This window comes from Ilumatobacter sp., from assembly GCF_965215205.1.
Classification (GTDB): domain Bacteria; phylum Actinomycetota; class Acidimicrobiia; order Acidimicrobiales; family Ilumatobacteraceae; genus Ilumatobacter_A.
On the sequence record NZ_OZ244049.1, the window covers coordinates 3,495,991 to 3,519,934 of the forward strand.

Sequence of the window (23,944 nt, forward strand, 5' to 3'; positions counted from 1 at the left end):
GCACCCGGGGACTTGAGCGGGCGACCCGGTCGGCGCGGACGTGGGGCGCTCGTGGTGCCACGTCACCCCACCCGGCACCCGTGGCGATCACCTCGTCGATCACCTCGTCGAGAAGTGCGCGGCGTGGCGCGTGCGCAGCTCCGACTTGCGGACCTTCGACATCGCGTTCCTCGGCAGCTCGTCGACCACCACGTACGCGCGCGGGTGCTTGAAGCGCGCGAGCACTCCGTCGAGCGACGCGGCCATCGCATCCTCGAGGTCGGAGGCGGCGACGGTGCCGTCGGCGACGACGATCGCCAGCACCGCCTCACCGAGGTCCGGGTGATCGACCCCGACCACCGCGCTCTCGTCCACCCCCGCGACGGCGTCGAGGACCATCTCGACCTCCTTCGGGTACACGTTCAGCCCGCCGCTGATGATCATGTCGCCGGAGCGGCCCTCGAGGGTGAGCCGGCCCTCGGCGTCGACGGATCCGACGTCACCGGTGACGAACCAGCCCCCCTCGCGGTGCTCGGCCGCCGTCTTGTCGGGGAGGTCCCAGTAGCCGGCGAAGAGCCCGGGGGAGCGGATCTCGACGACCCCGGTCTCCCCGGTCGGGACCACGACCCCGTCGTCGTCCGCGACGCGCAGCTCGACGCCGGGCAGCGCGAAGCCGACGGTCCCCGGGACGCGCTCGCCGTCGTCGGGGTTGGAGGTGATGATCCCGGCCTCGGTCATCCCGTAGCGCTCCACGATCTCGTGGCCGATCCGCTCGGCCACACGGCGGTGCGTCGCCGCCGTCATCGGCGCGGACCCCGAGGTGAGGAGCCGCACGGTCGAGCACGTCGCCGCGCTGAACGCGTCGTGGTCGAGCAGGCGCGCGTAGTGGGTCGGCACCCCCATCATCACCGTCGACCCGGGCAGGTGCTCGACCACCGCGCCCACGTCGAAGCGGTCGAGGAAGATCACCTCGGCGCGCGCCAGCATCGCGCAGTGCAGGGCGACGAACAGCCCGTGGACGTGGAAGATCGGCAGGGTGTGGAGCAGGACGTCGTCGGCCACGAAGCCCCACACCTCGCGCAGCGCCTCGCCGTTGGACCGGAGGTTGGCGTGGGTCAGCATCGCTCCCTTCGACCGCCCGGTCGTCCCGGACGTGTACAGCATCGCGGCAAGGTCGTCGTCGGCGCGCTCGACGACGTCGTGGATCGGCTGGGCCGCGTCGATCGCCTCCGCGAACGAGCCGCCGCCATCGACGCCGAGCTCGACCACGGCGACGTCGGGACCGAGATCGGTGCGGGAGCCCGGACGGGTGACCACCAGCGCGGGGGACGCGTCCTCGACGAAGAACCCGACCTCGGCGGGGGTGTACGCGGTGTTGAGCGGCAGGAAGACCGCTCCCCGTCGGAGGCACGCCAGGTACAGCGCGACGGCGTCGGTCGACTTGTCGACCTGCACGACGACCCGGTCGCCGACCTCGACACCGGCGTCGACGAGGGCGCCCGCCACCGACGCCGACCGGTCGTCGACGTCGCCGTACGACAGCGTCTGGCCGCCGGGCCGGCGCAGCAGCGGCCGGCGGCGCTGCGTCGCGTCGCTCGGGACCAGCGCGTGGAACAGGTTCGAGCTCATCGCAGCATCGTGGCCCGCCGGTCGCGCCACGTCGAACCGGCGACGCCTCCGCCACGGCCGCGCCTGCGCGAGTGCATGGTCGTCGCCCGTTCGGGGTACCTTCGTCCGGATCGGCGAACGGATGACCAGGAGCGAGCGATGAACCAGGGCGGAACGACGAAGACGGGGCGAGGCCGCGCGGTCGCGGGGAGGGCGCTGGCGGTGGTGGCCGTCCTCGGCCTGACGGCGGGGTGCGGGAGCGACGGCGACGTCGACGTCGACGGAGCGGATGCCGATGCCGTCCAGGAGGAGGCCACCGAGGCGCTGTCCGACCTGTCCGGCGTCCTCGAGGAGAACGGCCTGGAGAGCTCCGCCTCGGCGTTCCGGGACATCGACGTGTCCGAGATCGTCGGCAGCGACGAGTACACGTTCCTCGCGCCGGGTGACGCGGCCTTCCTCGGCCTGTCGGCCGAGGAGGCGGCGGAGATCATGGCCGATCAGGAGGCTCTCGAGGAGGTGCTGCGCAACCACCTCGTCGACGAGCGCCTGGACGCCGAGCAGATCTCGGAGATGTCGACGGTGACGGTGCTATCGGGTCGCGAGCTCGAGGTCGTCGCCGACGGCGACTCGGTGACGATCGGCGGAGCGGCCGTCACGCGGTCCGACGTCGACGCCGGGTCCGCGGTCGTCCACGTCGTCGACCAGATCTTCCTGCCGTGAGGGGACCCGACGGAGCGATCATCGAGTTCGACGGTGCGGGCAAGTCCTTCGACGACACCTGGATCGTGCGTGATCTCACCTTCGAGGTGGAGCGGGGCAGCGTCCTCGGCCTGATCGGTCCGTCGGGATCCGGCAAGACGTCGACCGTGCGCCTGATGAACGGCGCGTACCGCCCCGACGAGGGGTCGGTCGTGGTGATGGGGGCCGATCCCACGACGCGCGACCGGCGCGAGCGCCGGGCGATCGGGTACCTCCCGCAGCAGCCCCTGCTGTTCGACGACCTGTCGCTGTGGGAGAACCTCAACTTCCACGCATCGCTCAACGGGGTCCGCTTCCGCCGCAAGGACCACCTCCACGAGATGCTCGAGCTCGTCGACCTCGAGGGCGACGAGCGCAAGCTGGTGCGCGAGTCGTCGGGCGGGATGCAGCGCCGCCTCGCGCTCGCCGCGACGATGGCCCACGACCCGAGCCTGCTGATGCTCGACGAGCCGACCGCCGGCATCGACCCGATCCTGCGCCGCCGGTTCTGGGACCGGTTCCGCGAGCTGCGCGACGACGGCGCCACGCTGGTGATCAGCACCCAGTTCGTCGACGAGGCGTCGTACTGCGACGTCGTCGGGCTGCTCTCGGGCGGGCGACTCGTGGCGCTGGGCGCGCCCGACGTGCTCCAGCGCGAGGCCTACGGGGGCCAGCTCGTCGACGTGGAGGGAACCGAGCGCCTCTCGGGGGCCGACCTCGACCGCCTGCGCAACGCCGCCCCGGTGATCGAGGTGGAGCGGACGTCCCCGTCGTCGGCTCGCCTGGTGGTCGAGCCGGGGACCACGGTGCGCGACGTCGTGTCGAGCGAGACCCCCGACGTCGAGGTGCGCAACATCTCCGAGGTGAGCGCCGACTGGAACGACGTCTTCGTCCGGCTGCTCGACCGCGCCGATGACGAGGGGTCGTCCGACGAGCCCGAGCTGGTGACGTCGTGACCGCTCCGGTCCACGACACCGAGCAGGACGGCGAACCCTGCGAGACCGGCGGACCCGATGGTTCCGGCTCCGGCGGTGACGGATCCGATCTGCCGCCTCCGAGCCCCGAGGGCCGCGTCGCGGACCCCGACCACCTCCCCGGGCGCGGCGGCGTGCTCGGCGCCGTCTGGCAGGTCGTCGTCCAGACGGTCGGGTTCATCCGCAAGGAGACGCTCGAGGTCCTGCGCCAGCCCCGCCTGCTGCTCGTGATGGTGGTCGGACCGTTCCTCGTGCTCGCGCTGTTCGCCGTCGGCTTCGATCAGCAGAACACGGTTCTCAGCACCGTGTTCGTCGGACCGCCCGACGGTCCCTACGAGTCGTCGGTCGAGGAGTTCGCGGACGACCTCCGGCGCTACGTCGACAGCGCCGGCTACACGAGCGACCTCGTCGGCGCGCGCAACGACCTCGCCGACGGCGAGATCGACCTGATCGTCATCTTCCCCGAGGACCCCGCCGAGAGCGTGCTCGCAGGCGAGCGGGCGACGATCAGCGTGCTCCACGACAAGATCGACCCCATCCAGCAGACGACCGTCGAGGTCTCGGCCCAGGTCGCCGTGCAGGAGCTCAACGCGACGATCCTCGAGCGCGTCGTCGGCGGTGCGCAGACCGAGCTGGTGAAGTACGAGGACAGCATCTCGGAGGCCTCGACCCTGGTCGACCGCTTCGCCGAGGCCCGCGAATCGGGTGACCTCGACGCGATGCGGTCCACCGCCGACGAGCTCGACCGCAACGGCGGCGACCTCGACCAGGTCGTCACCACCAGCGACTCCATCGTCACCGCGTTCGGCGGCGAGGACGGGCGCGGCGAGGAGCTCGACGACCTCGTCGGGCTGATCGAGGAGTACCGCACGTCGGTCGACCAGCTCGCCGAGCTCGGCGAGGACGCCTCGCCCTCCGAGATCGAGCGGGTCCGATCCGCGCTCTCGGCGATCGACGAGCGCGGCGGCGAGGTGACCACCCTCGACCCGGCGGTGCTCGTGCGCCCGTTCACCGGTGAGACCGAGAGCTTCCAGCGCGAGTCCATCAGCATCCAGTCGTTCTTCGCTCCGGCCGCGATCGCTCTGCTGCTGCAGCACATGGTCCTGACGTTCGCCGCGATGAGCCTGGTGTCCGATCGCTCGCTCGGCCTCTTCGAGCTGTACCGCGTCGGGCCGATCCGCTCGGGGCGCATCCTGCTCGGCAAGGCCGTGGCGTTCCTGCTGATCGGTGCCGCCGCCGCCGCCGTGCTGCTCGCGGCGGTGCGGTTCGGGCTCGGGATCCCCTTCCGCGGCGGCGTCGAGTGGGTCGCGCTGACGATCGTCGGCCTGGTCGTCTCGTCGATCGCGCTCGGGATGCTGATCTCGATGGTCGCCAAGTCCGACACCCAGGCCGTCCAGTACGCCCTCCTCGCCCTCCTCGCCGGGCTGTTCTTCAGCGGGTTCTTCCTCGATCTCGACGCCTTCCGCTACCCGTTCAAGGCGATCGCCTGGACGATGCCGGTGACCTACGGGGTCCGACTGCTGCGCGACGTGATGCTGCGCGGCACCGATCCGGCGGTGATCGACCTGGTCGGGCTGATCACGCTGACGGTCGTGTACGGAGGCCTGTCGTGGGTCCTGTTCTCCCGCCGCCTCCGGGTCCGATGACCCCGGCGCCCCTCGACGACGGGGGCCCGACCCCTCCCGGTGCCGGCCGCTTCGACGTGGTCTCCGACCCGACGACGCGCCGACGCCTCGGCACCGTGATGATCGTGGTCGCAGTGGTCGGCGTCGTGGTCGCGGCGGTCGGCACCGTCGTCGCCTGGCAGTTCGTCGGCGCGCTCGACGACTCGTCGCGCCAGTCGCTCGACGCGACCATCGACACCCTCGACACCGTCGACGACTCGATCGACCTCGCCGAATCGGTGCTCACGGCGACCACCGCGACCCTCGAGACGGCGGGCGCCACCCTGGAGGCGGTGTCCGCCTCGTTCCAGGACGCGTCGGGGGTCGTCGACGAGGTCGACGACCTCACGGAGACGGTCGGGCCGGCCCTCGACCAGACCGTGGTCACGCTGCGCCAGCTCGAGTCGGTCGCGTCGACGATCGACTCGGCTCTGGAGAGCTTCTCCGACATCCCGTTCGCGCCCAGCTACGACGGCGGGAACGAGTTCGGGTCGACGATCGCCGAGCTGGCGGCCGGCATCGAGCCGCTCCCCCAGCAGTTCGAGGACGCCTCGACCGATCTCGACGCCTTCTCGACCTCGATCGACGAGTTGACGAGCGACGTCACCCGACTCGCCGACGACGTCGGCGACGTCATCGTCGAGCTGGAGGGGACCGACGAGCTGATCGGCTCGTACCGCACGAACATCGACGACGCCCGCGACGTGGCGATCGACGCCCGCGACGAGCTCAGCGTGAACGTGTCGTTCATCCGCCTGCTGCTCGTGGTCGGGGGGATCAACCTCGCCGTCGCGCAGATCGTGCCGTTCTGGTTGGGCCGCTTCCTGATCCGCACCACCCGGACCACGGCGGCGGCCGGCACGACCTGACGTAGGTTCTCCCCGGGCGAGGTGAGCTTCTACCGCCACGTCGCCGACGGGGTCGGCATCCGGGTCCCGCACCCGTACCACCGCACCTGACCACCCGACGGCGCGCTCGCGTCGCCGGGTCCTCGTCCCATCGGCGACCGCTGCCGCCTCCGACCCCGACGGCTCCCGGCGGACGGGTCCTACAGTGGACGTCGATGTCCGTGAACGAGCTCCGTGCAGGTCGTCCGCGCCTCACCGTGGTGCGCTCGCTCGTGGCGCTCCTCGGCGCCCTCGCTGCCCTCGTCGCGATCCTCGGCCCCCCGCCGGTCGTCTCGGCCCACACCGGGTTCGAGTCGTCGACGCCCGCCGACGGCTCCACGGTCGACGAGCCCGTTGAGGAGATCACGATCACGTTCACCGGCGACGCGACCCCGGTCGGCGACCGGTTCGTGGCGCTCACCCCCGACGGGGCGATCCAGGAGGCGGCGAGCATCGAGACCCCGGACGACCGGGTGTTCGAGGTCCGCTTCGATCCTCCCCTCGCCGGCGGTCCGATCGGCGTCCGCTGGACCGTCCAGGCGGCCGACTCCCACCCGATCGAGGGGGCCTTCTCCTTCACCGTCGACGCCCCGGCGGAGACGTCCACGACAGCGGCATCGACGACCGCCACCACGCAGCGATCCGCGCCGTCCACGACCGTCGCCGCCGCCGTCTCGGACTCGACCGCTCCGGTCCCGACGGAACCGGCCGACGCCGAGCCGGCCACCGCCGGACCCGACGACACGACCGCCACCGGGGCCGTCGACCCCTCCGACTCCGACGGCCCGACGCTCGAGGAGTTCCTCGTGGTCGACGGATCGACGCCCGGCGAGACGACGGCGCTGGTCGGTCGCGTCATCGGCTTCACCGGGGTCGCTCTCGGCATCGGCGCCCTCGCCTTCGTCGCGACGGCGCTGCGCGGCGGGCGCGAGGAGATCGCCGCCGCGCTGGTCGGTGTCCGGGTGCTGGGGGGCGTCGTCGCAGCCGGCGCCGTCGTCGAGTACGTCGGCACGGCTCGGATCGGTGACCTGTCGCTCGCTGACGCCTGGACGACCGCGCCCGGCTTCGCGACCGTCTTGCGCGTGGTGGGCGGGGTGGGCCTCGCCCTCGGCGTGGCCGGGTCGATCTCGCGCAGCCCGGTCCAGCGTCGGGTGCGCCGACCATCGGCCGCCCGCTCGCTGTCGGCGGCGGTCGTCGACGACATCACCCGCAGCGACGCCCACCCGGCCGTCGACCCGGTCGTCCGCTGGCGCCCGACCCCGAGGTCGTGGCCCGCCCTCGCCGGAGCCGCCGTGATCGTCGCGTCGTTCTGGTTCGACGGTCACACCGTCAGCAGGGGTTCGCGCCCGCTGCACGCGCTGGTGAACAGCGTGCACGTGCTGGCCGGCGCCGTGTGGGTCGGCGGCGTCGTCACGATGGGGGCGATCGTGTGGTCACGACACCGATCGGGTCGCCCGATGCGAGCCGTGGAGCTCGTCGTGCGATTCTCCAAGATCGCGACGATCTCGCTCGGGACCGTCGTCGCCGCCGGGGCGATCATGGCCGTCCTCGTCCTCGACACGTTCGGCGATCTCACCGGCACCCAGTGGGGACGGATCCTGCTCCTCAAGACGTCGGCGGTCGTGCTCGCGATGGCCTGCGGTGCGAACAACCACTTCCGGCTCCTGCCGGCTCTCGAGGAGGGGCCGGAATCGCCCGAGCTGCTCGCCCGGTTGCGCTCCACGGTGACGGCCGAGGCGATCCTGCTGGTGTTCGTCGTGGTGGTGACGGCCTGGCTCGTCGCCGCTGCCACGTAGGGGGCGACCGATGGCTCCGTCCGGAGCGGCCCGGATCTCCGACGGGTCCGCGATGCCCACGGGCCGAGCCGGAGCACGCAGTAGCGTCCGGAGGTGACGAACGACGCCACGCACCGCCCCGGCTCCGACTCGCGCGTGCTCGACGTGGATCGGACCCCGGCGGCTCGTTCGGTGAACCTCGCCGTCAAGGTGGCGCTGGTCGCCAGCTTCGCGATCGCGGTCGGGCTCACCCCCGACACCGTCGAGGGCAAGGCGATGGGGTTCCGGGCTCCGCTGTTCCTGGCACCGCCGCTGATCGTGCCGATCCTCGCCCGGGTGCGTGGGTGGGACCCGTACCCGCACACCGCCGACGCGCTGCTCTGCGCCCCCTTCCTGATCGACACGCTCGGCAACCTGCTCGGCGTGTACGACGGGTTCGACCGGACCGACGACGTGCTGCACGCGCTCAACTGGGTCCTGCTGGTCGGCGCCTACCACGCGTTCCGGTTCCGGGTCGTCAGGGACCGGCGCGACGCCGTGCTGCTGGGGTACGGGTTCGGCGCGATCGCCATCGTCTGGTGGGAGATCATGGAGTGGGCGGTCTCGGAGGACGGGTTCGGCGGCGCGGGCGGCCTGGCGCTCACCTACGTCGACACGATCGGCGACCTCTTCCTGTCGTCCACGGGCGGGCTGGTCGGCTCGATCGTCGCCGTCCGCTGGCTCGGCCCGCCACGGTCCGACGGCCGGAACGTCGCGGTCGAGTCGTCGACCGGACGGCCGATCGGGTGAGCACCCGGCGCGGCGAGCCACCGCAGCGGCCGTCGAGGATCAGGCTCGGCGATCCGACACGATCCACGACGCGGCGCTGCTGAGCGCCGTCGCCGAGGCAACCGCCGGCCACGCCCCGATCTTCTTCGCCAGCGGATGGGACGCACCGAACCCGCCGAGGTAGACGGTCGTCAGCGCAGCGGTCCCGACCGGCCCGACCGTGCGGAGCCACTCGCGTCCGGCGATCACCCCCGCCGTCGCGAGCACCGCACCGCCGAGCGGGCGGATCTCGGTCTCGCGCGCGACGAGGTACCCCCCGAGCAGGCCGGTGGCGACGATGGCGGCGGTGGGGATCCTCACCCGACGGACTGTACCGACACGCACGAGCCGAGATCGTCGTGCGACCGTCACGAGCTCCATCGGCACGTCCTCGATCGAGCGAACGGGCCGGTTCGGCCCGGAGGGCGCCACCCCCGTCGACCTCACGCTCCCGCCCCCGCGCGCCTTCGTCGTCGACATCCCGTTCGCGCCCGTGGATCTTGCCCATCTCATGACACGCCGTGGAGCCGCGAGTGCCGATGAACCGCACATGTCAGATCTGGCGTCGGTCCTTCGAGAACTGCCCGACGCCGTCATCGTGACGTCGTGCTCCGGGGAGGTCCTCTGGGCCAACCGTGCCGCCGAGGAGCTGCTCGACGACGACGTGGATCGCTGGCTGGGACGGTCGATGCTCGACGCGGTGCACCCCGACGACCACCTGATCGCGATGAACGCGTGCGCCTCGGTGGGCCAGAAGGACGTCGGAGGGTTGCTGGCGGTGCGGATCCGTCGTGCGGACGGCGAGCTCGTCGGGGTCGAGCTGCGCGGTCGTTCGGTGGTCTGGGAGCTCGAGCAGGCGATCGTGCTCGTGATCCGACGAGTCGGCGATCGGGGCGCTCTCGAGCTCGCGGGGAACGACTCCACGATGTTGCACCGCCTCGTCCACCACTCCCCCGCGATCCTCGCGATGGTCGACGGCGACGGGACGCTGCTGTCGGTCAACGCCGCGATCACCAGGTGCCTGGGCGCGGATCCGGATGTCGTCTGCGGGAACTCGATCCTGGACCTGATCGACGAGACCGATCGTCGAGCGATCGGCGACATGATCGCGCACCTCGATGGCGACGTCGTCGCTGGCTCGGTCGTGATGAGGACCGTCGACGGCGAGCGGCGGTGGTTCGAGATGCGCGCCACCGACCTGCGAGCCGAAGCCGCCGTCGGCGCGATCGCGGTCTCGATGTCCGACGTCACCGACCTGCGCAGTGCCGAGCGGCGGCTGCAGCGCCTCGCCGACACCGACTCGCTCACGGGCCTGCTGAACCGCCGTGCGTTCGAGGAGCGCCTCGAACCGCTCCTGCGCGATGACGCCGCGGACGTCGCGCTGCTCTACGTCGACATCGATGGGTTCAAGACGATCAACGACACGTACGGCCACCACGTCGGCGATGCGGTCCTCGCCGCGACGGCACGACGGATCGACGACATCAGCCCGGTCGGCTCCCTCACCGCCAGGGTCGGCGGCGACGAGTTCATCGTCGCCGTCACGGGCTCCGGTCGCACCGATCGACAGGCCTGTCGCGTCGCGGCGAAGCTCTCGTCGCGCTTCGTCCACGACGGCATCAGCATCGTCTTGAGCGTCGGGACCTCGTCGTCGTCGCGCGACCCCGTCGCGTCGATGATCGCCGAGGCGGACCGCGACATGTACCGGGTCAAGCGCCGACGGCGACTCGAGTCCGCCGACGCTCGTGACGCGATCCGACCGAGGAGCGCGGCGACCTCGGATGTGCACGTCGTCGGGTTGGTGCCCGACCGCCGAGGCGCCTGATCGAGCCGAGGACGCGTCGCTGCGACCGCCGTCGCGACCGTCGTCGCGCCGACGGAGCCCGACGAGCTGGACCCCGGCGTCCTCGAAGGGTCGCCACTGGCGCAACCCGCCCATCAGGTGCTCCTCTCGGTGGTGTCGTGTCGTCGTGGTGTCGTGTCGTCGGGGCGGGAGGTGTCGAGCTCGACCTCTCACCGGGTGCCGATCATGGGGATGGCCGGCCGACGTGCTGGCCGTGCGCGTCGGTGCCCGACGACGGGACGGGAGGCGATCTCGATCTTGGAGCCGGGTGCGGGAGCCGAACCCGCAGACACATGATCACAAGGCTCAGGTGGGCCGTCCGGCGGGTCTTGGCCAGTGCGTGGCAGTCCAGAAACATTCGGAACTGGCGATCGTGTGCGTCCAGCCATTCCGTCGGGTGACGTGTGATGGTGGACAACTGGTGGACACCTCGTGGACAGCTGATGCGGGAGATGGGCGCATGCGATTCACGCGTGTTTCGCCGGTTTCGGGCCGGAGTGCCATCCACACATCGCGGTGGTCTTCGAGTGGTGTTCCGTGCGGTATGGACGACTGATCCAAACCCGGATCGCCGCGACCCGGTATCGGGCGCCCCGTGTCGCGACGTCGCGAACGATTGCTCACGTCATGCATGCATCACGCTCCTGGCGATCAGGGACGGTCGCTACGGCGAGGCGTCCTCGATGGTGAACTGGTCGAGTCGGATTCCGTCGCTGACGTCCAGGATGAGGCGGGCGAGGAAGAAGCGGCCGTCGATGGCCTGGTTGGCCGGTCCGGTCGGGACCACGACGGACTCCCCGTCAGGCGAGGTGATCCGCACGCTCATCGCGTTCGAAGAGTCGAGGATCGCGATGATCAGGTGCTCCGTGTCGGTGAGGTCGACGGGAACGAAGTCCACGATTCCGGAATCGGCCAATCGCTCCGAATCCCAGCAGTTGGCTGCAAACGTCATCGTGACGGGGTCGGTGGTCTGTTCCAGCTTCGTGCACACCTGATCCGATACACGTACTGCTGTGAGTTCGAACTCATCGTCGGTCGCCACGATCTCGGCACCATCGGTGTTGTTGTTGTCGGTGACCGAGAGGCCGTCGGGGCTGTCGGACGCGATCGGGTTGGGGAACTGCTCGATGGGGATGGCTCGTAGGCCCTCGATGAAACGTTCGGCTTCCGACCTGTCGAGACCGTGGAGGTAGACCCAGACCGAGAACGAACCGACGTAGGTGATCCGCGCCGACTCGAAGTCGTTCCATTCCCAGGTGAGGCCGGCGACCTCGACACGCGGATGGTTGGGATCGTCTGAGGGTGCCGGACCGATCGGGCCGCCTTCCTGCCAGAGGCGGATCGAAGCGGAGTGCTCCCCGTCGGCGGCCTCCAGCGTGACGGAGAACTCGGAGAGCCCCGGCTGCTCAGAGATCTGCGCCTCAGGCCGGAGTGTCAGACCTGGCGGGATGTAGGTGGGGAACACGACATCACCGTCGACGAGCTCGGCGAGCGGACGACCCGTTTCGGAACCGATCCTGTCCGGCGTCTGCGCTCCTGGCTCCGAGGTTGGGGTCTGCGCGCCGTCCGATGTCGTGGTGGGTGCTGCCGTCGGCGATTCCGTAGCGGCGAATGGATCGCCTTCTGCGCCGGCGACGCCACATTGCCAACACGCCTCGCCGATCGGCATCAAGACCTCGGGTGAGCCGACGCGGAGATCTTCGAGGAACTCGATGACCTCAGGTTCTTCGAACGGCGTGCCGTCGAGCACCTGAGAGTTTGCCAGAGCGAGGAACACCCAACGATCCCCGACACCCGCTCTCAGCGACATGTTGGCGACGAACTCATCGGTTCCCTCCTCCACCCCGTCGGGGACGAGGGACTTCCACACGACACCGTCGATCGTCACCGCTTCGCCCGTGCGCCGACACAAGCGCGTGAACCCGCAGGGCTCGTCAGTCGACATGACCTGAAGGAGCTGTTCTTCGAACCCTCGGTCTGGCGGAGCGTTGGTGACACTCACGTACCACTCAGTCGATGCCGGACCCTCACCCGTCCCCCATCGCGAGCTCTCCACTCGCCAGCCGCCGGGGCCGGTCGGAATGATGGCGTCACCGTCGGCATACCCATCGAGTGGACGCAGCGACTCGGTGTCGAGGTCATCAAGCAGTCCGCCCGACCAGCCGGCTGATTCGACCTCCGGCACCGAGGTCGTGGTCGTCGGAACGTCGGTCGTCGTCGGGGCGGTGGTGGTTTCGGGAGTGGTGGGTGCCGTCGGGACGGGTTCGTCGATCACTCGGATCCTGTCGCCGTCGGACTCGGTGAGCACCACGAACCCGGCGACGAGCGCGATCGCGCACGCCGCCGCCGCGAGCCACACCCAGCTCCGGCGATGGACGGGGACGGCGGCGGGGTCGTCGTGGGCTGCCCCGCGTCGTCGGACGTCCTCCCACGGGTGCGGCTCCGGCGCATGGGCCATCGCCCTCTCCATCAACTCGCGGATCTGGTCATCGGTCAGGTCGCTCACGACATCGCTCCCCGCATCCGGTCGCGAGCTCGCGCGAGTTGACGTTGAACGGTTCCGTCGGCCACCCCGAGCGTCTCGGCCACCTGCGGGACCGAAAGATCGTGCCAGTACGTCAGGTAGGTGACCGCACGCTGCTGCACGCTCAGGTCGTCGAGCTCGGCCGGGAGCACGCGATGCAGGTCCGCGTCCGCGTCCGCCTCCGTGGCGCGCTGCCGCGCCGCCAGCTGCTCGCGGCGGCGGCGGCGACCGTTCGTGCGGTGGTGCATCCGGGCGCGGTTCGCGACGGCCCCGAAGAGGAACGCCCTCGGGTCCTGCGCGCTCGCCCACGCGCCGTTCGGGTGCTGGAGCAGATCGGCGAAGGTGTCGGCCACGACATCGGCGGCTGCCGAACCGCCGACGAGCACGTGGGCGTAGCGGACGAGATCGCCGGCGTGCGCGCCGTACGCCTCCTCGATCGACACCTCGTTCACGACCGGACGTTGCCACGCACCCACGCTTCGGGTGACAGGACCCGGGAGATCGCGAGTCGGGCCGTGCGCACGTCTCCGCACCGTGCGCACGGCCCGTCCGATCAGACCGCCGTTCCGGTCGCCGTCACGACCGGGTCACGGGCAGTCGACGTCGGGGTTCCAGTTGACGAACATCCCGGACGGGTTCGGCTTCCAGACCCAGGCGTGCAGGATGTACCAACCGAGCGCCGGGTTGAGGATGCCGAGCTCCTGGCCCAGGACGCTCGGCGGGTCCTCGTTGCCGGCGGCGTGCCACGCGTCGGCCGGGACGATCCACTCGACCGCCACCAGCCGCATCTCGCCGTTCGGGAGCTGCTCGTAGACGAGCCCCTCCGGACGCATCGGGTCGAGCGCGACGTCCTCGATCGCGTCGTGGTCGAACCAGTGGTACCCCATCGCGCCGTCGGTCGGGTGCGCGACGCACCCGTCGATCGGGATGTCCGGGTTCTTCCAGCCGAGCTGGTGGCCCGCCGCCTCGGCCACCGAGACGCGGTGGAACCTCGCGGTCGCGGCGCGAACCTGCGCCAGGTCGGACTGGCCCCGCCCGGCCTCCACGGGTCCCGCCGATGTGGCGGCGACGGAGGCCGCCGCCAGTCCCGCCGTCAGCATCGCTCCCACCCGTCGCCTCGTGGCGGACGTGCGCTCGATCCGTCGGTCTCGTCGGATGATCCTCATGTCGTCTCTCCTCCTGTCGCAGCGGACGCCGGATGCGTCCTCACGCGCGCATCGTTGCCGCCACCACCACATTCGGGTGACACGGCCACGCGAACCCGACTCCGTTCCAGGCACCCTCCGACACCGCTCGGCTCGATTCCGTCTCGGCAAGCGGAACGAAACCGCATCGAGAGTCTCTGCGACGACGACCACAGTTGATGAACACACCCCAGCTCGATGCTCCAACATCCAGCTCGAGTTCTGCTGGCGGGCGCGCCGAGGCCCGTCGGTGGACCGCTGCGGCGATCGGACATGGGCTTCGCCTGAACCCATATCGTTCAACGAGATCGGCGGAACTTGCCGAGCAGTACGGCACGACCGCGGCCGGGCGACCGGCCCCATCGCGCTTGACGGTGAGAGGCTCCGAGGGTGTCACCCAACGCCGGCTCGGTGATCGTTGCCGAGCGGCACTCTCAGGGCACCCGGGCGGAACCTGTCAAGCCGTTTGAGACATTTCTAGTTTGAGTGGATGAGGGCCTCGCGTTGGGGTTCGTTGATCCAGGCGACAGCTGGGAGTTTCGGGGGTTCGGGCCGGCGGTGACGGAATCGGGCCGGGTTTGAGGCGTAGGCAGCGTCGAGGGTGACCGACCGCTGCTCGCGGATCTGGTCGGCGGTGCCGTAGTGAACCGAGGCCGGCGTGTGGAGCCCGATCCCGGAGTGGCGATGCACGTGGTTGTAGTGATCGAAGAACTCGGCGCAGAACGCTCTGGCATCCGCGATGGAGCCGAATCGGTCGGGGAACGCCGGGCAGTATTTCAGCGTCTTGAATTGGGCTTCGGAGTAGGGGTTGTCGTTGGAGACGTGCGGCCGGGAGTGGGATCGTGCGACGCCGAGATCGACCAGCAGTTGTGACACCGGCTTGGAGGTCATTGCGCTGCCGCGGTCGGCGTGCAACGCCAACTCGCCCTTCGCGACACCTTGGTCTCGGTAGGCGGCGTCGATGAAGTCGGCAGCGAGTTGGCCGGTCTCTGCTGGTGCGACGCACCAGTTGACGACATAGCGGGAGTAGATGTCGATGATCACGAACAACTCGTAGTAGACGCCACGCGTCGGGCCCTTCAGCTTGGTGATGTCCCACGACCAGACGGCGTTGGGTGCAGTGGCGATGAGTTCGGGTTTCTTGCGTGCCGGGTGGGTGCGCTGGCGGCGTCGTTCGCGGTTCTGACCCGCGATGCGCAGCAGGCGGTACATGGTCGAGATCGAGCACAGGTAGGTGCCGTTGTCGAGGAGTCGCGCCCAGATCTGGGCGGGTGCGAGGTCGCAGAACTCCGGCGAACGCAGCACCGCCAGCACGTGTTGGCGCTCGGCCTCGGTCAGCTTGTTCGGTGGCACCGGTCGAGGTGCGGGCGGACCCAACTTGGGTGGTCGACAGCGCCGGTAGTGCGAGGCCCGGGGCTGGCCGAGCAGACGGCACGCTTGTCTGGTCGACGTCGCTGCGGTGAGGTCGTTGAGGTGGGTGTCGATCACTGCTTGTACTTCGGGTCGATGTCCGCGCTCTCGGAGAGCAGCTCCAAGAGCGCGTGTGCTTTTCCCGTGATCTCCAACGCCAACTTCGTGCGCTCCAGCTCCGACTCGAGCTTCGCGTTCTTCTTCCGGAGCCGGTCGAGTTCGGCCTGCTCCGCGCTGCGACGTCGACGATCCTTGGCCGTTGTGGCCGGCTGGTCGCGGCGGGCGCGCTGGTTGCGCCACTCCGAGATATGCGACGTGTACAAGCCCTCGCGGCGCAACAACGCACCGCGCTCCTCGCTGGTCGCGGCGTTGTCGTACTCGTCGATGACGCGGTCCTTGAAGACGTTCGAGAACCGTCGACGGGTCGGTTTCGCTGCCGGATCGACAGCATCATCGTGTTCGTTCACGCTCCCATTCTGGGCGCGAACTGATGTGGTGGTTGTGGTCATGGTCATCGGTCAGGTGTCCTTGTTCTCGCCCCGATGGACAGTGAGCACCGGCATCACCGGTGTCTCACCTCAGCCTGACAGACAGGGGGGCGAAGCGAAACGTTGAGCGATATGGGGCACCTTGACGTGCGCATCATGCCGGATCGGGGCGGCTTGATCAAGCGTCGGCGTGAGCATTCTGATCGTCCTTGACGTGATGCCCACTTGACGGTGCCGCCGACACTGGAGTTGACCCGATCTGATGGACACGGGGTTTTCGTAGATCAGCCTGTCAGGGCTTGAGCGTAGACCTCGGCTGGGGTGCGGTGGCCGAGGCCTTGTTGGTGGCGGGTGCGGTTGTAGAACGTCTCGATGTAGTCGAACAGGATCGTGCGCATCTCGGATCTGGTTCGCTCGCCGAACGGTCCCCAGATGTGGCGGATCTCGGTCTTCATGAGGGCCCAGTAGCTCTCGATGGCAGAGTTGTCGAAGCAGTCGCCGACCGAGCCGTAGCTGCCGACGAGGCCCCAGTCGTGGAGTCGGTTGGTGAACTCGAGTGAGGTGTATTGGGCGCCGTGGTCGGCGTGGTGGACCAGATCGCGGCCGGGGTTGCGGCGACCGAGCGCCATCACCAACGCAGCAATCACGAGGTCGGTGGTCTGGCGTTCGCCCATCGACCAGCCCACGAGGGTGTGGTCGTGGAGATCACGGATGCCGGCGAGGTAGAGCTTGCCGTCCCAGCACTTGAACTCGGAGATGTCCGCAACCCAACGGGTGTCGGGTTGTTCGGCGGTGAAGTCGCGTTGCAATAGATCCGGTGCCGGCACGATCTTGGGGTGGCGGCCACGCCGGAATTTGCGGCGTGCGTGCGCGCCGACCAGGTGGTTGTCGGCCATCAGCCGGGCGACACGGTTTTGGCCGACACGATGCCCGCGTCGACGTAGCTGGCCCGTGACCCGGGGCGCCCCATACGTACGTCGGGATTGTTCGTGGATCTCGCGGATCTCTACCAACAGCGCCGCGTTCGCTCGCTGGCGTGCACACGGCGTGCGGGTGCGCCACAAGTAGTACCTCGACCTCGCGACCCCGGCGACTCGACACAGATCAACAATGCGGTGCTCGGCTTTGTGCTCGTCGACGAACCGGAAGCCGGTCACCTGTTCGTCTCCCTGGCGCAAAACGCTGCAGCCTTGCGCAAGATCTCCATGTCGGTCGCGAGCTGCACGTTTTCCCTGCGGAGCCGCTTCAGCTCGGCGCGTTCGGACTCCGACAGAGCGTCAGGGTCGGCGTCACGCTCGGATTGTTCTCGATCGGACTTCACCCAGTTCCACAAGGTGCCCTCCGCAATCGACAGAGATCTAGCGACCTCCGCGATTGGACGACCTGATGACTTCACGAGCGCCAACGCTTCTCGTCGGAACTCTGCTCGATACTTCGCTGGACGACCCATCGGGGCCTCCTTCCTCTGAGGGGTCTCCCCCAGAATCGGGTGTCCAACGAATCAGGTCAACTCCAACACTTTGGAGCGAGCGAATGATCGAGCGGCGGACGTTGGTCAGCTTGATCGAACAGCGGTCACACGCCGAGGACTACTCGGGTCGCCAACGACCGTCTCAGTTGAGGTTCCACTCCCGGAGGGTACGCAGTTTGTCTCAGTAAGCGGCGCGCCCTCGTTCCGACGGTTCTGGCCCCCGTGACACGGCCGGTAATGACACGTCAACCGTCGCTCAGTAGTCCCTACTCAGTGTTTTAACAGGCCGTACTCCGGCGTCCATAACCTCAGACAATCGAATGCTCAGATCTCGATCTCTAGTCGGTCGTCGAGTCCGACCACGTCACTCTCGGTCGGAAGGATTCTGGCAAGTTCTGCGATCAGGGCATCTTCGCCGCCGACGTAGAGCGACCAGAAGTCGACGTCGGTAGCGAGGAGCCATCGGTTATCGCTGGGCCACATCAGGTCTGGATTGCGCCACCCGTCCACGTCTGGATACCGCAACGTACCGACCGCCTCGATTGGTCCTCCCATCAAGTAGTAGGAGCGATCAGGTAGCTCGAAGCGGGATGGCTTGTGAGGCTCTTCAGGAGTGTGGGGTCGGCTAGGGCGGCCTGCGCTCCACCCGGATTGACCGTGGGCGGGATATGGGTAGGTTCCTTCCACGTTCGACGGACCCGGCTGAGCGCTCTGAGTCGTAGGCATGACGAAGCCGTGACCTTCCCAGACCGCGAACCAGGCCCTGTCTGGAGTAGAGGTGTATCGCTCGACGACGGATCCGATGACTGAAAACAGAGCACGGTAGTCCGCCCACCATGCGTCCGTGCTGCGTCCAGGTGGACGCACTCGTAGGAAGGCTGCGAAATGGTTCGGCAGAATAGCAGCTACGGTCCCTGGTTCACCCGAACACGATGTTTGGATCCATCGAGCCGGAGCACTTGACTCGGCGGGTGCGAGATGGTCACCGAAAGGCATGCGCTCCGGCTCTGCAGCAGTGGCCTTCGCACTGGACCCGCCCGCCAGCCGAAGTCATCATGACGGCGCACATCGCAGGGCATTTACTCCCTCGCGCGGAGCACCCCACGTGATGCCACCGGGGTCGTTGACGCCGATCAAGTCAACGTCGGCACCACCGCGATAGGCCACCTGCGTTGTGCGGTTCGCACACCGCATGCGTGCGTTGTCTCTATATCCGGCACCGCCGCCTGGCCTCGTTGTCGTGCCCGTTCCGACCGCCACCGTTATCCACCGGCAGCCGTACCGATCACAATACGATGCTTGCAGGTACGCCTTCACTTTGGCTGTAGTCGGACACCTCGAGGCAGTCGTGGTGGTCCACCATGCGTGCACAGACGCATCGGTTCCATTGGCGGAAATGTGCGGCCAATCGGACTTCTGATCGTAGCTGCACTGCCCAACAGTGATCGCAGCAGCGCTGAAAGCGGCGCTGTCCGCAACGCTGACTTCGGGCGCGCTGCTTACTGTTGCATTGTCGGTACGAGCTGGCGGTACCGACGACCAGTAGCCGCCCGTCGGTAATTCGGTCAGAAGCGAGTCGACAGTGGGTGCCCCTTCTCTCATAGTTTTGGTGGTAACCGGCTGATCCGACTCCAAGACCCAAGATTCTTCGGCGACTGCCTCAGTGGCGTTGGGCTCGTCTGACGCGTAAACCGGACTTGCCGGAGTTGCACCTGCTCCGCCAACACCGACGGTAGCGACCGAGATCATCTGCCCTGTGACAGTGGCCCAAGACCGCATTCGAGACATCTTTACTCCTAGGGGGCAGACCAGTTCCGCTGGCTGATAGATCGTTGGCGAACTACCGATCAGGACGGTACCCCTCGGAGGTGTCGCTGTCAAGCGATGAATAGTTCTTCACCGAACGAACTACAATTCGAATATGGACTCACCGTCTGACACAACTGATCGAGAAACGCGCTTATGGGAGAGGTTGGTCGAACCTCGGCAACTGACGCTCTTCGGCATCGGCATGAGGGTGCGGCGTCTGAACAGAATTCGTACTGAACATGTAGGCGACGCCGTTGCCGCTGCAGGCTTTCAGGTCGTTGGAGACTATGAGGTTGCCGCCGCCCTTCGACGCTCCAGCACCCCCCGAACGCCTAGCTCTCTGGCCGAAGACCTTCTTGTCACGCGCGCTGGAATGAGTGGACGGCTCGACCGTCTCGAGGCGATGGGCTTCGTCGAACGCGAACCGGACCGAGTCGACGCCCGAAGCCATTTCGTTCACCTCACTGCAGAAGGAGACGTTGCGGTCGACGCAGCCTTCAAACAAATAGTCGAGGCTGATCGGAGACTGTTCGCCGGCATCAACACATCTGAGCAAGCTCGCTTGAGCGGACTGTTACGAAAGGTTCTCGCCGTGATCGACCCTGAATGATCCAGTGCACGGACTCTGGCGCAGCAGCGTCCCGTTCTGATTGCGTCCCGGGTGGTGGTGTAGGAGGGTCGTGCGATCCTCTGTTGCTGTGTCAGTCGCGGGACGCGGCTGGCAGGGATTGTAGGTCGGGTTCGATTCCGTCGATGTCGGCGACGCTGGCGGCGGAGATGTAGCGGCGTTCGGCGGCGATTATTTCGTCGTTGATCTCGACGAGGAGTGCGCCGACGAGTCGGATTACCGAGGCGGTGTCGGGGAAGATGCTGACGACGCTTGTGCGTCGTTTTAGTTCGCGGTTCAGGCGTTCGATCGGGTTGTTCGACCAGATCTTGAACCAGTGCGCGTTGGGGAAGCCGGTGTAGGCCAGGAGGTCGGTTTCCATGCCTTCGAGCAGCTCGGCGACCTTTGGTGCGAGCGGCTCGAGCTGGCCGACAAGAAGGCAGCGCAGTATTTCGCTCGAGAGACGACCAGGTGAGTCGCTGCTGGTTCGTCGATGATCATCGTCACCTGTTTGTACGCGCCAGTCCCCACCCGCTCGGGAACAACGAAGTTGGTCAGATGGCAGCGCATATCAACGGCCACCCAGGGAGCTGGCTACAGCGAAAGAACGGCACGTTCGATCGCTACCCCTGATCGATATCAGCGAGGACGGCTGCGATGTCTTGAGCATCCGCGAGCAGGCGGACGACATCGACGTGATCGCTGCTGGCGAAGTAGAACCAGCCGCACGGGAAGTTCGGGATGCGGCGGACACGCAGGCCGTCGATCCCACAGACCTCGCCGATGCGCGGCGAGCCGGCGCCGGGCATCCGTCCAATCGCATTGAGCGCTGTGATCGCTGCGTCGAAGAACCGTTCACCGAGGTCCGAGCCGCCCTCATCTCGGTAGTAGTGCGTTCGTTCGACGAGATCGACTTCGGCTTGCGGGCGAAGGATCGGGAGCGTCACGCTTCGGTGCCGAGTGCCCGCTCACGGATTTCGCTGATCACGTCATCAGTTGCTTTGCGGCCCTCGCCCGACGCAAGCCCGTCCGCGATGAGATCTCGGAGTCGCTGAGCTGCTTGCTCGCGCTGGTCTCGGCGAATCAGCTCACGCAGGTATTCGCTCGTGTTGCCGTAGCTGCCGTCGCTGACACGCGCGTCGATGTACTCGCGCATGTTCTCTGGGAGTGCGAAGCTCATCGTTTTGCGACTCATGTACTCAGTCTGCTGGTGCTAACAACAGTTGTCAACACCGCTCAGATCAGCATGCTCCGGCGGGCCCCTCAACCCACTCCTGATCGGCACGTCCGCGGGCGGGCCACCGCCCCATATCGCTCGGCGACGCCAGCCTCAGAGGATGTCACCCAACGCCGGATTGAGGACACGGACACCGACAGCAGCTGACGTTCTCGCAGTCCGTCCTGGAGGCCGCCACCTTCTACGGATCGACTGCCCGGTCGCGTGACAGCAACGGTGGACTCAGCCCGACCCTCTCTGCGCCAACCGCTCACGACCCGAGACGGTCACACGAAGCCAGGCTCGACACCGATCACGCCTAGTCAACCCCGATCGAGCCGATAGCTCCATGCGCCGCCCGACGTACGGGGTTGCGGAGGGCGCGCTTCATGGGCCCACGCCACTCGTTCGTGGACACCTCGTGGACAGCAGGCTGGTTTCGAAACCAGCTCGCCATCCGGAAATGGCCTGCCACCTGGGGTGATCGTGGAGCCGGGTGCGAGAGTCGAACTCGCGACCACATGATTACAAGTCAAGTGCTCTACCAACTGAGCTAACCCGGCGAGGTGCGACAGGGTAACCGCGCCACCGGTGCCGGATCGATCGTCTACCGCGACGGAGGTGGCGGGTTGGCCGGGATCGGCGTCGTCGCCTGCTGGGGCGGCCCCGTGTAGTACGCGACCAGGTCGACGATCACGTCGCCCCCCGTCTGGGAGTAGACCTCGACGCCGGCGTTGCTCACCTCGCTGACGACGTGGTTCGCCGTGTTCTCCCCCGCCGCAGCGACGTTGAGGCTCGACACCGTCGGGGTCGAGTCACGCGTCTGGGCTGCGTTCACGGAGAAGAAGCCCGGTCCGAGGGCGCGAGCCACGGTCAGGTTGAGCACGGCGGTCCCCGCCTCGTCGCGGATCGAGCTCGGCAGGCGGAACGCCTGGGTCCAGCCCGGCCACAGGCGGGATGCGCCCGACGGGAAACCGACCCGGGTGTCCATCACCCGTTCCGGATCGAGCGCGACCAGCAACCCGGTCGTCGACGACGTCGCGGAGGGCCCGGTGATGTAGCCCATGAGGTCGACGATCACGTGCGCTCCCCGCTCGACGAACACCTCGAAGCCGACCCGGCCGTCGCGGTCCCGTCCGAGGGTGACCATCGCGCCGATCGCCCGGTCGCGCCCCCGCGCCACGTTGACCGACGACGTCGACGGCAGGGACGTCCCGAACGGGTAGGCCGTGAGGAACCCGTCGGCCACGGGGCGCGCCGCGGTCAGGTTGACCGAGACGGCCGTCGCGTCGACGTCGATCACCTCGGTCTGCACGTAGGGCGTCAGATCGACGCGGACCACCCCTCCGGCACCGGGCATCCCGGGGGTCGTGCGGGTGTCGACGACGCGCCGGGGCGGCGCGACGGCGCGGAACCGGCCCTCGGTCGCCCGACCCCGGTCCGCCTCGACGTACACCCCCGCCAGGTCGACCACCACGTCGGCGGCCCGCTCCGCACGGACGTCGAGCGCCCCGGACGCGCCGAGGCGCACGGTGACCAGGTTGGCGACGGCGACGTCGGCCTCCTCCGTGTTCAGGTTCGAGGTCCCGGGCCACGCCGACCCCGACGGGAAGGCGGACAGGAAGTTGCGCTCTCCGGAGCGGTCGATCCCGACGACGGTGAGCACGGCCGTGGTCGCGTCACCCGGCACGGTCACCCCGTCCACCGTGCGCCCGGCGATCGGGATCCGCACGACGTTCCCCTGCCGCGGTGGACCGACACGGCTCGCCGGTCGCGTGTCGGCGACGCGCAGCGATGGGAGGGCGACGTATCGAGCCGGTGGCGCGGGGGCCGCTACGGCTCGGCCCGCGGTCGCCAGGCCGGCGGCGGCGGTCGCCGCCGCGGCGGTGGCGATGAAGCGGCGTCGCCCGAACGCCGTCGCCGCCGGGACCCGGTGGTCGACGCAGCGGTCGGAGCCGTCGTCGGCGGTGCGCATCGATCCGAGGCTACGTCGGGCCTAGCGTGCGGCTGCGCGCGCTCGCGTGACCTCGTAGGTCGACAGCGCGGTCGCCGCCGAGACGTTCAGCGAGCTCACCCCGCCGAGCATCGGGATCGACACGAGGGCGTCGCAGCGCTCGCGCACCAGCCGCGACAGACCCGCACCCTCGGCGCCCACGACGAGGCAGATCGGCTCGACCGCGAGGTCGCCGAGCTCGAAGAGGGTGCGGTCCGCCTCGTCGTCGAGTCCCACGACCCAGATCCGGTGGTCCTTCATCTGCGCGAGGACGGTCGGCAGCCCCGGGACGAGCGCCATCGGGACGAACTCCACGGCCCCCGCGGCGGCCTTCGCGACGGTGGGGGTGACGTGCACCGCTCGGTGGCGCGGTAGCACGATCCCGGTGACGCCCGCCCCGTCGCAGCTGCGCACGATCGCGCCGAGGTTGCCCGGATCGGTCACCCCGTCGACGGCGACGAGGAACGGCGGGGTCGTCCCGTCGCCGCGCAGCATCTCACCGAGGTCGGCCTCCGGGAGCTCCGCCGCATGAGCGAGCACGCCCTGGGGCGCTTCGCTGCGGGCCTCGCGCTCGAGGCGCGACCGGGCCACGTGAACCACCGGCACCCGCTGCGAGGCGGCGATGGTCACGATGTCGTCGACCCCGGGATCACCCTCGAGCTCGGAGCTGATCCACACCTCGTGCACCTTGCGCGCCCGGCCGATGAGCATCTCGCGCACGGCCTGGCGTCCCTCGATCTGGCGTCCGCCGAGACCCTTCGCGGGTCCGGCGGATCCCTTCGCCCGACCGTCGGACCCCCCGCGCGCCGGAGCTCGCCCGCCCGATCGAGCGCCGCCCCGATCGGCCCCGCCGGATCGCGGACCTCCCGTGCGCCCGCCGCGCTGGTCGCGCCCCTGGTCGCGCCCCCCGTCGCGCCGACCGCCGGAGCGGCCCGACCTGCCTCGACCCTGCTTGCTCATCCGCGCT

At 68.7% G+C, this 23,944-nt stretch carries 21 protein-coding genes, 1 tRNA gene and 1 pseudogene; 8 read left to right on the forward strand and 15 right to left on the reverse strand.

Annotated features, from left to right (window positions below):
* Positions 1–99: 99 nt before the first annotated feature.
* Positions 100–1,608 (reverse strand): AMP-binding protein, encoded by a 1,509-nt coding sequence (locus ACOOHC_RS16325; RefSeq protein WP_420451454.1) that lies wholly within the window; start codon positions 1,606–1,608, stop codon positions 100–102.
* Positions 1,609–1,746: 138 nt separating this feature from the next.
* Between ACOOHC_RS16325 and ACOOHC_RS16330 the strand changes: the two genes are divergently transcribed.
* The 6 genes from ACOOHC_RS16330 (at position 1,747) to ACOOHC_RS16355 (ending at position 8,414) form a co-directional block, all read left to right on the forward strand.
* On the forward strand, positions 1,747–2,307 hold the full coding sequence (locus ACOOHC_RS16330) for a fasciclin domain-containing protein (protein WP_420451455.1): 561 nt from the start codon (positions 1,747–1,749) through the stop codon (positions 2,305–2,307).
* Positions 2,304–3,281: an ABC transporter ATP-binding protein gene (locus ACOOHC_RS16335; protein WP_420451456.1), complete on the forward strand. Its 978-nt coding sequence runs from the start codon at positions 2,304–2,306 to the stop codon at positions 3,279–3,281. Before ACOOHC_RS16330 ends, ACOOHC_RS16335 begins: the two co-directional genes overlap by 4 nt.
* Complete coding sequence (locus ACOOHC_RS16340) at positions 3,278–4,945, forward strand: ABC transporter permease (protein WP_420451457.1); 1,668 nt, start codon at positions 3,278–3,280, stop codon at positions 4,943–4,945. Before ACOOHC_RS16335 ends, ACOOHC_RS16340 begins: the two co-directional genes overlap by 4 nt.
* Positions 4,942–5,832, forward strand: a complete 891-nt coding sequence (locus ACOOHC_RS16345; protein WP_420451458.1) for a hypothetical protein — start codon at positions 4,942–4,944, stop codon at positions 5,830–5,832. The genes ACOOHC_RS16340 and ACOOHC_RS16345 overlap by 4 nt, the downstream gene beginning before the upstream one ends.
* Positions 5,833–6,026: 194 nt before the next feature.
* Positions 6,027–7,646 (forward strand): copper resistance CopC/CopD family protein, encoded by a 1,620-nt coding sequence (locus tag ACOOHC_RS16350; RefSeq protein WP_420451459.1) that lies wholly within the window; start codon positions 6,027–6,029, stop codon positions 7,644–7,646.
* Positions 7,647–7,739: 93 nt separating this feature from the next.
* Positions 7,740–8,414, forward strand: a complete 675-nt coding sequence (locus tag ACOOHC_RS16355) for a hypothetical protein (RefSeq protein WP_420451460.1) — start codon at positions 7,740–7,742, stop codon at positions 8,412–8,414.
* Between the two features lie 39 nt (positions 8,415–8,453).
* Here ACOOHC_RS16355 and ACOOHC_RS16360 read toward each other — a convergent pair whose 3' ends face one another.
* Positions 8,454–8,753, reverse strand: a complete 300-nt coding sequence (locus tag ACOOHC_RS16360; RefSeq protein ID WP_420451461.1) for a hypothetical protein — start codon at positions 8,751–8,753, stop codon at positions 8,454–8,456.
* Here ACOOHC_RS16360 and ACOOHC_RS16365 point away from each other — a divergent pair.
* Entirely contained in the window at positions 8,740–10,257 is a 1,518-nt protein-coding gene (locus ACOOHC_RS16365; protein WP_420451462.1) for a diguanylate cyclase domain-containing protein, read from the forward strand. The two genes, ACOOHC_RS16360 and ACOOHC_RS16365, sit on opposite strands and share 14 nt — an antisense overlap.
* A 682-nt stretch (positions 10,258–10,939) precedes the next feature.
* Here ACOOHC_RS16365 and ACOOHC_RS16370 read toward each other — a convergent pair.
* The 7 genes from ACOOHC_RS16370 to ACOOHC_RS16400 all read right to left on the reverse strand — a co-directional run bounded on the left by ACOOHC_RS16370 (position 10,940) and on the right by ACOOHC_RS16400 (position 17,907).
* The gene (locus tag ACOOHC_RS16370; RefSeq protein WP_420451463.1) at positions 10,940–12,781 is read right to left on the reverse strand and encodes a hypothetical protein; all 1,842 of its coding nucleotides are present in this window, start codon (positions 12,779–12,781) and stop codon (positions 10,940–10,942) included.
* Entirely contained in the window at positions 12,778–13,251 is a 474-nt protein-coding gene (locus tag ACOOHC_RS16375) for an RNA polymerase sigma factor (protein ID WP_420451464.1), read from the reverse strand. Before ACOOHC_RS16375 ends, ACOOHC_RS16370 begins: the two co-directional genes overlap by 4 nt.
* 135 nt (positions 13,252–13,386) lie before the next feature.
* Entirely contained in the window at positions 13,387–13,965 is a 579-nt protein-coding gene (locus ACOOHC_RS16380) for a hypothetical protein (protein ID WP_420451465.1), read from the reverse strand.
* A gap of 495 nt (positions 13,966–14,460) precedes the next feature.
* Positions 14,461–15,908, reverse strand: a protein-coding gene (locus ACOOHC_RS16385; protein WP_420451466.1) for an IS3 family transposase whose coding sequence is annotated in 2 segments (ribosomal slippage) — positions 14,461–15,539 and positions 15,539–15,908 — 1,449 coding nt in all. Because the reading frame shifts where the segments join, the coding sequence is not laid out codon by codon here.
* A gap of 257 nt (positions 15,909–16,165) precedes the next feature.
* Positions 16,166–17,059, reverse strand: coding sequence for an IS3 family transposase (locus ACOOHC_RS16390; protein ID WP_420451467.1), 894 nt, complete (start codon positions 17,057–17,059; stop codon positions 16,166–16,168).
* Positions 17,035–17,331 (reverse strand): transposase, encoded by a 297-nt coding sequence (locus ACOOHC_RS16395; RefSeq protein ID WP_420451468.1) that lies wholly within the window; start codon positions 17,329–17,331, stop codon positions 17,035–17,037. Before ACOOHC_RS16395 ends, ACOOHC_RS16390 begins: the two co-directional genes overlap by 25 nt.
* 345 nt (positions 17,332–17,676) lie before the next feature.
* The gene (locus tag ACOOHC_RS16400; protein ID WP_420451469.1) at positions 17,677–17,907 is read right to left on the reverse strand and encodes a hypothetical protein; all 231 of its coding nucleotides are present in this window, start codon (positions 17,905–17,907) and stop codon (positions 17,677–17,679) included.
* A gap of 1,366 nt (positions 17,908–19,273) precedes the next feature.
* Between ACOOHC_RS16400 and ACOOHC_RS16405 the strand changes: the two genes are divergently transcribed.
* The gene (locus ACOOHC_RS16405) at positions 19,274–19,771 is read left to right on the forward strand and encodes a MarR family winged helix-turn-helix transcriptional regulator (protein ID WP_420451470.1); all 498 of its coding nucleotides are present in this window, start codon (positions 19,274–19,276) and stop codon (positions 19,769–19,771) included.
* A 91-nt stretch (positions 19,772–19,862) separates the two neighbouring features.
* On the opposite strand, the pseudogene ACOOHC_RS16410 reads toward ACOOHC_RS16405, so the two are convergent.
* The 6 genes and pseudogenes from ACOOHC_RS16410 to rlmB all read right to left on the reverse strand — a co-directional run.
* Positions 19,863–20,177, reverse strand: a pseudogene (locus tag ACOOHC_RS16410) (transposase); the annotation flags it as partial.
* A gap of 214 nt (positions 20,178–20,391) precedes the next feature.
* The gene (locus ACOOHC_RS16415) at positions 20,392–20,715 is read right to left on the reverse strand and encodes a type II toxin-antitoxin system RelE/ParE family toxin (RefSeq protein ID WP_420451471.1); all 324 of its coding nucleotides are present in this window, start codon (positions 20,713–20,715) and stop codon (positions 20,392–20,394) included.
* Positions 20,712–20,963: a type II toxin-antitoxin system ParD family antitoxin gene (locus ACOOHC_RS16420; RefSeq protein WP_420451472.1), complete on the reverse strand. Its 252-nt coding sequence runs from the start codon at positions 20,961–20,963 to the stop codon at positions 20,712–20,714. The genes ACOOHC_RS16415 and ACOOHC_RS16420 overlap by 4 nt, the downstream gene beginning before the upstream one ends.
* A gap of 508 nt (positions 20,964–21,471) precedes the next feature.
* Positions 21,472–21,547: transfer RNA gene (locus ACOOHC_RS16425), tRNA-Thr, on the reverse strand.
* 44 nt (positions 21,548–21,591) lie between these two features.
* The gene (locus tag ACOOHC_RS16430; protein ID WP_420451473.1) at positions 21,592–22,959 is read right to left on the reverse strand and encodes a hypothetical protein; all 1,368 of its coding nucleotides are present in this window, start codon (positions 22,957–22,959) and stop codon (positions 21,592–21,594) included.
* 21 nt (positions 22,960–22,980) lie between these two features.
* On the reverse strand, positions 22,981–23,937 hold the full coding sequence (gene rlmB, locus ACOOHC_RS16435; protein WP_420451474.1) for a 23S rRNA (guanosine(2251)-2'-O)-methyltransferase RlmB: 957 nt from the start codon (positions 23,935–23,937) through the stop codon (positions 22,981–22,983).
* Positions 23,938–23,944: the final 7 nt, after the last annotated feature.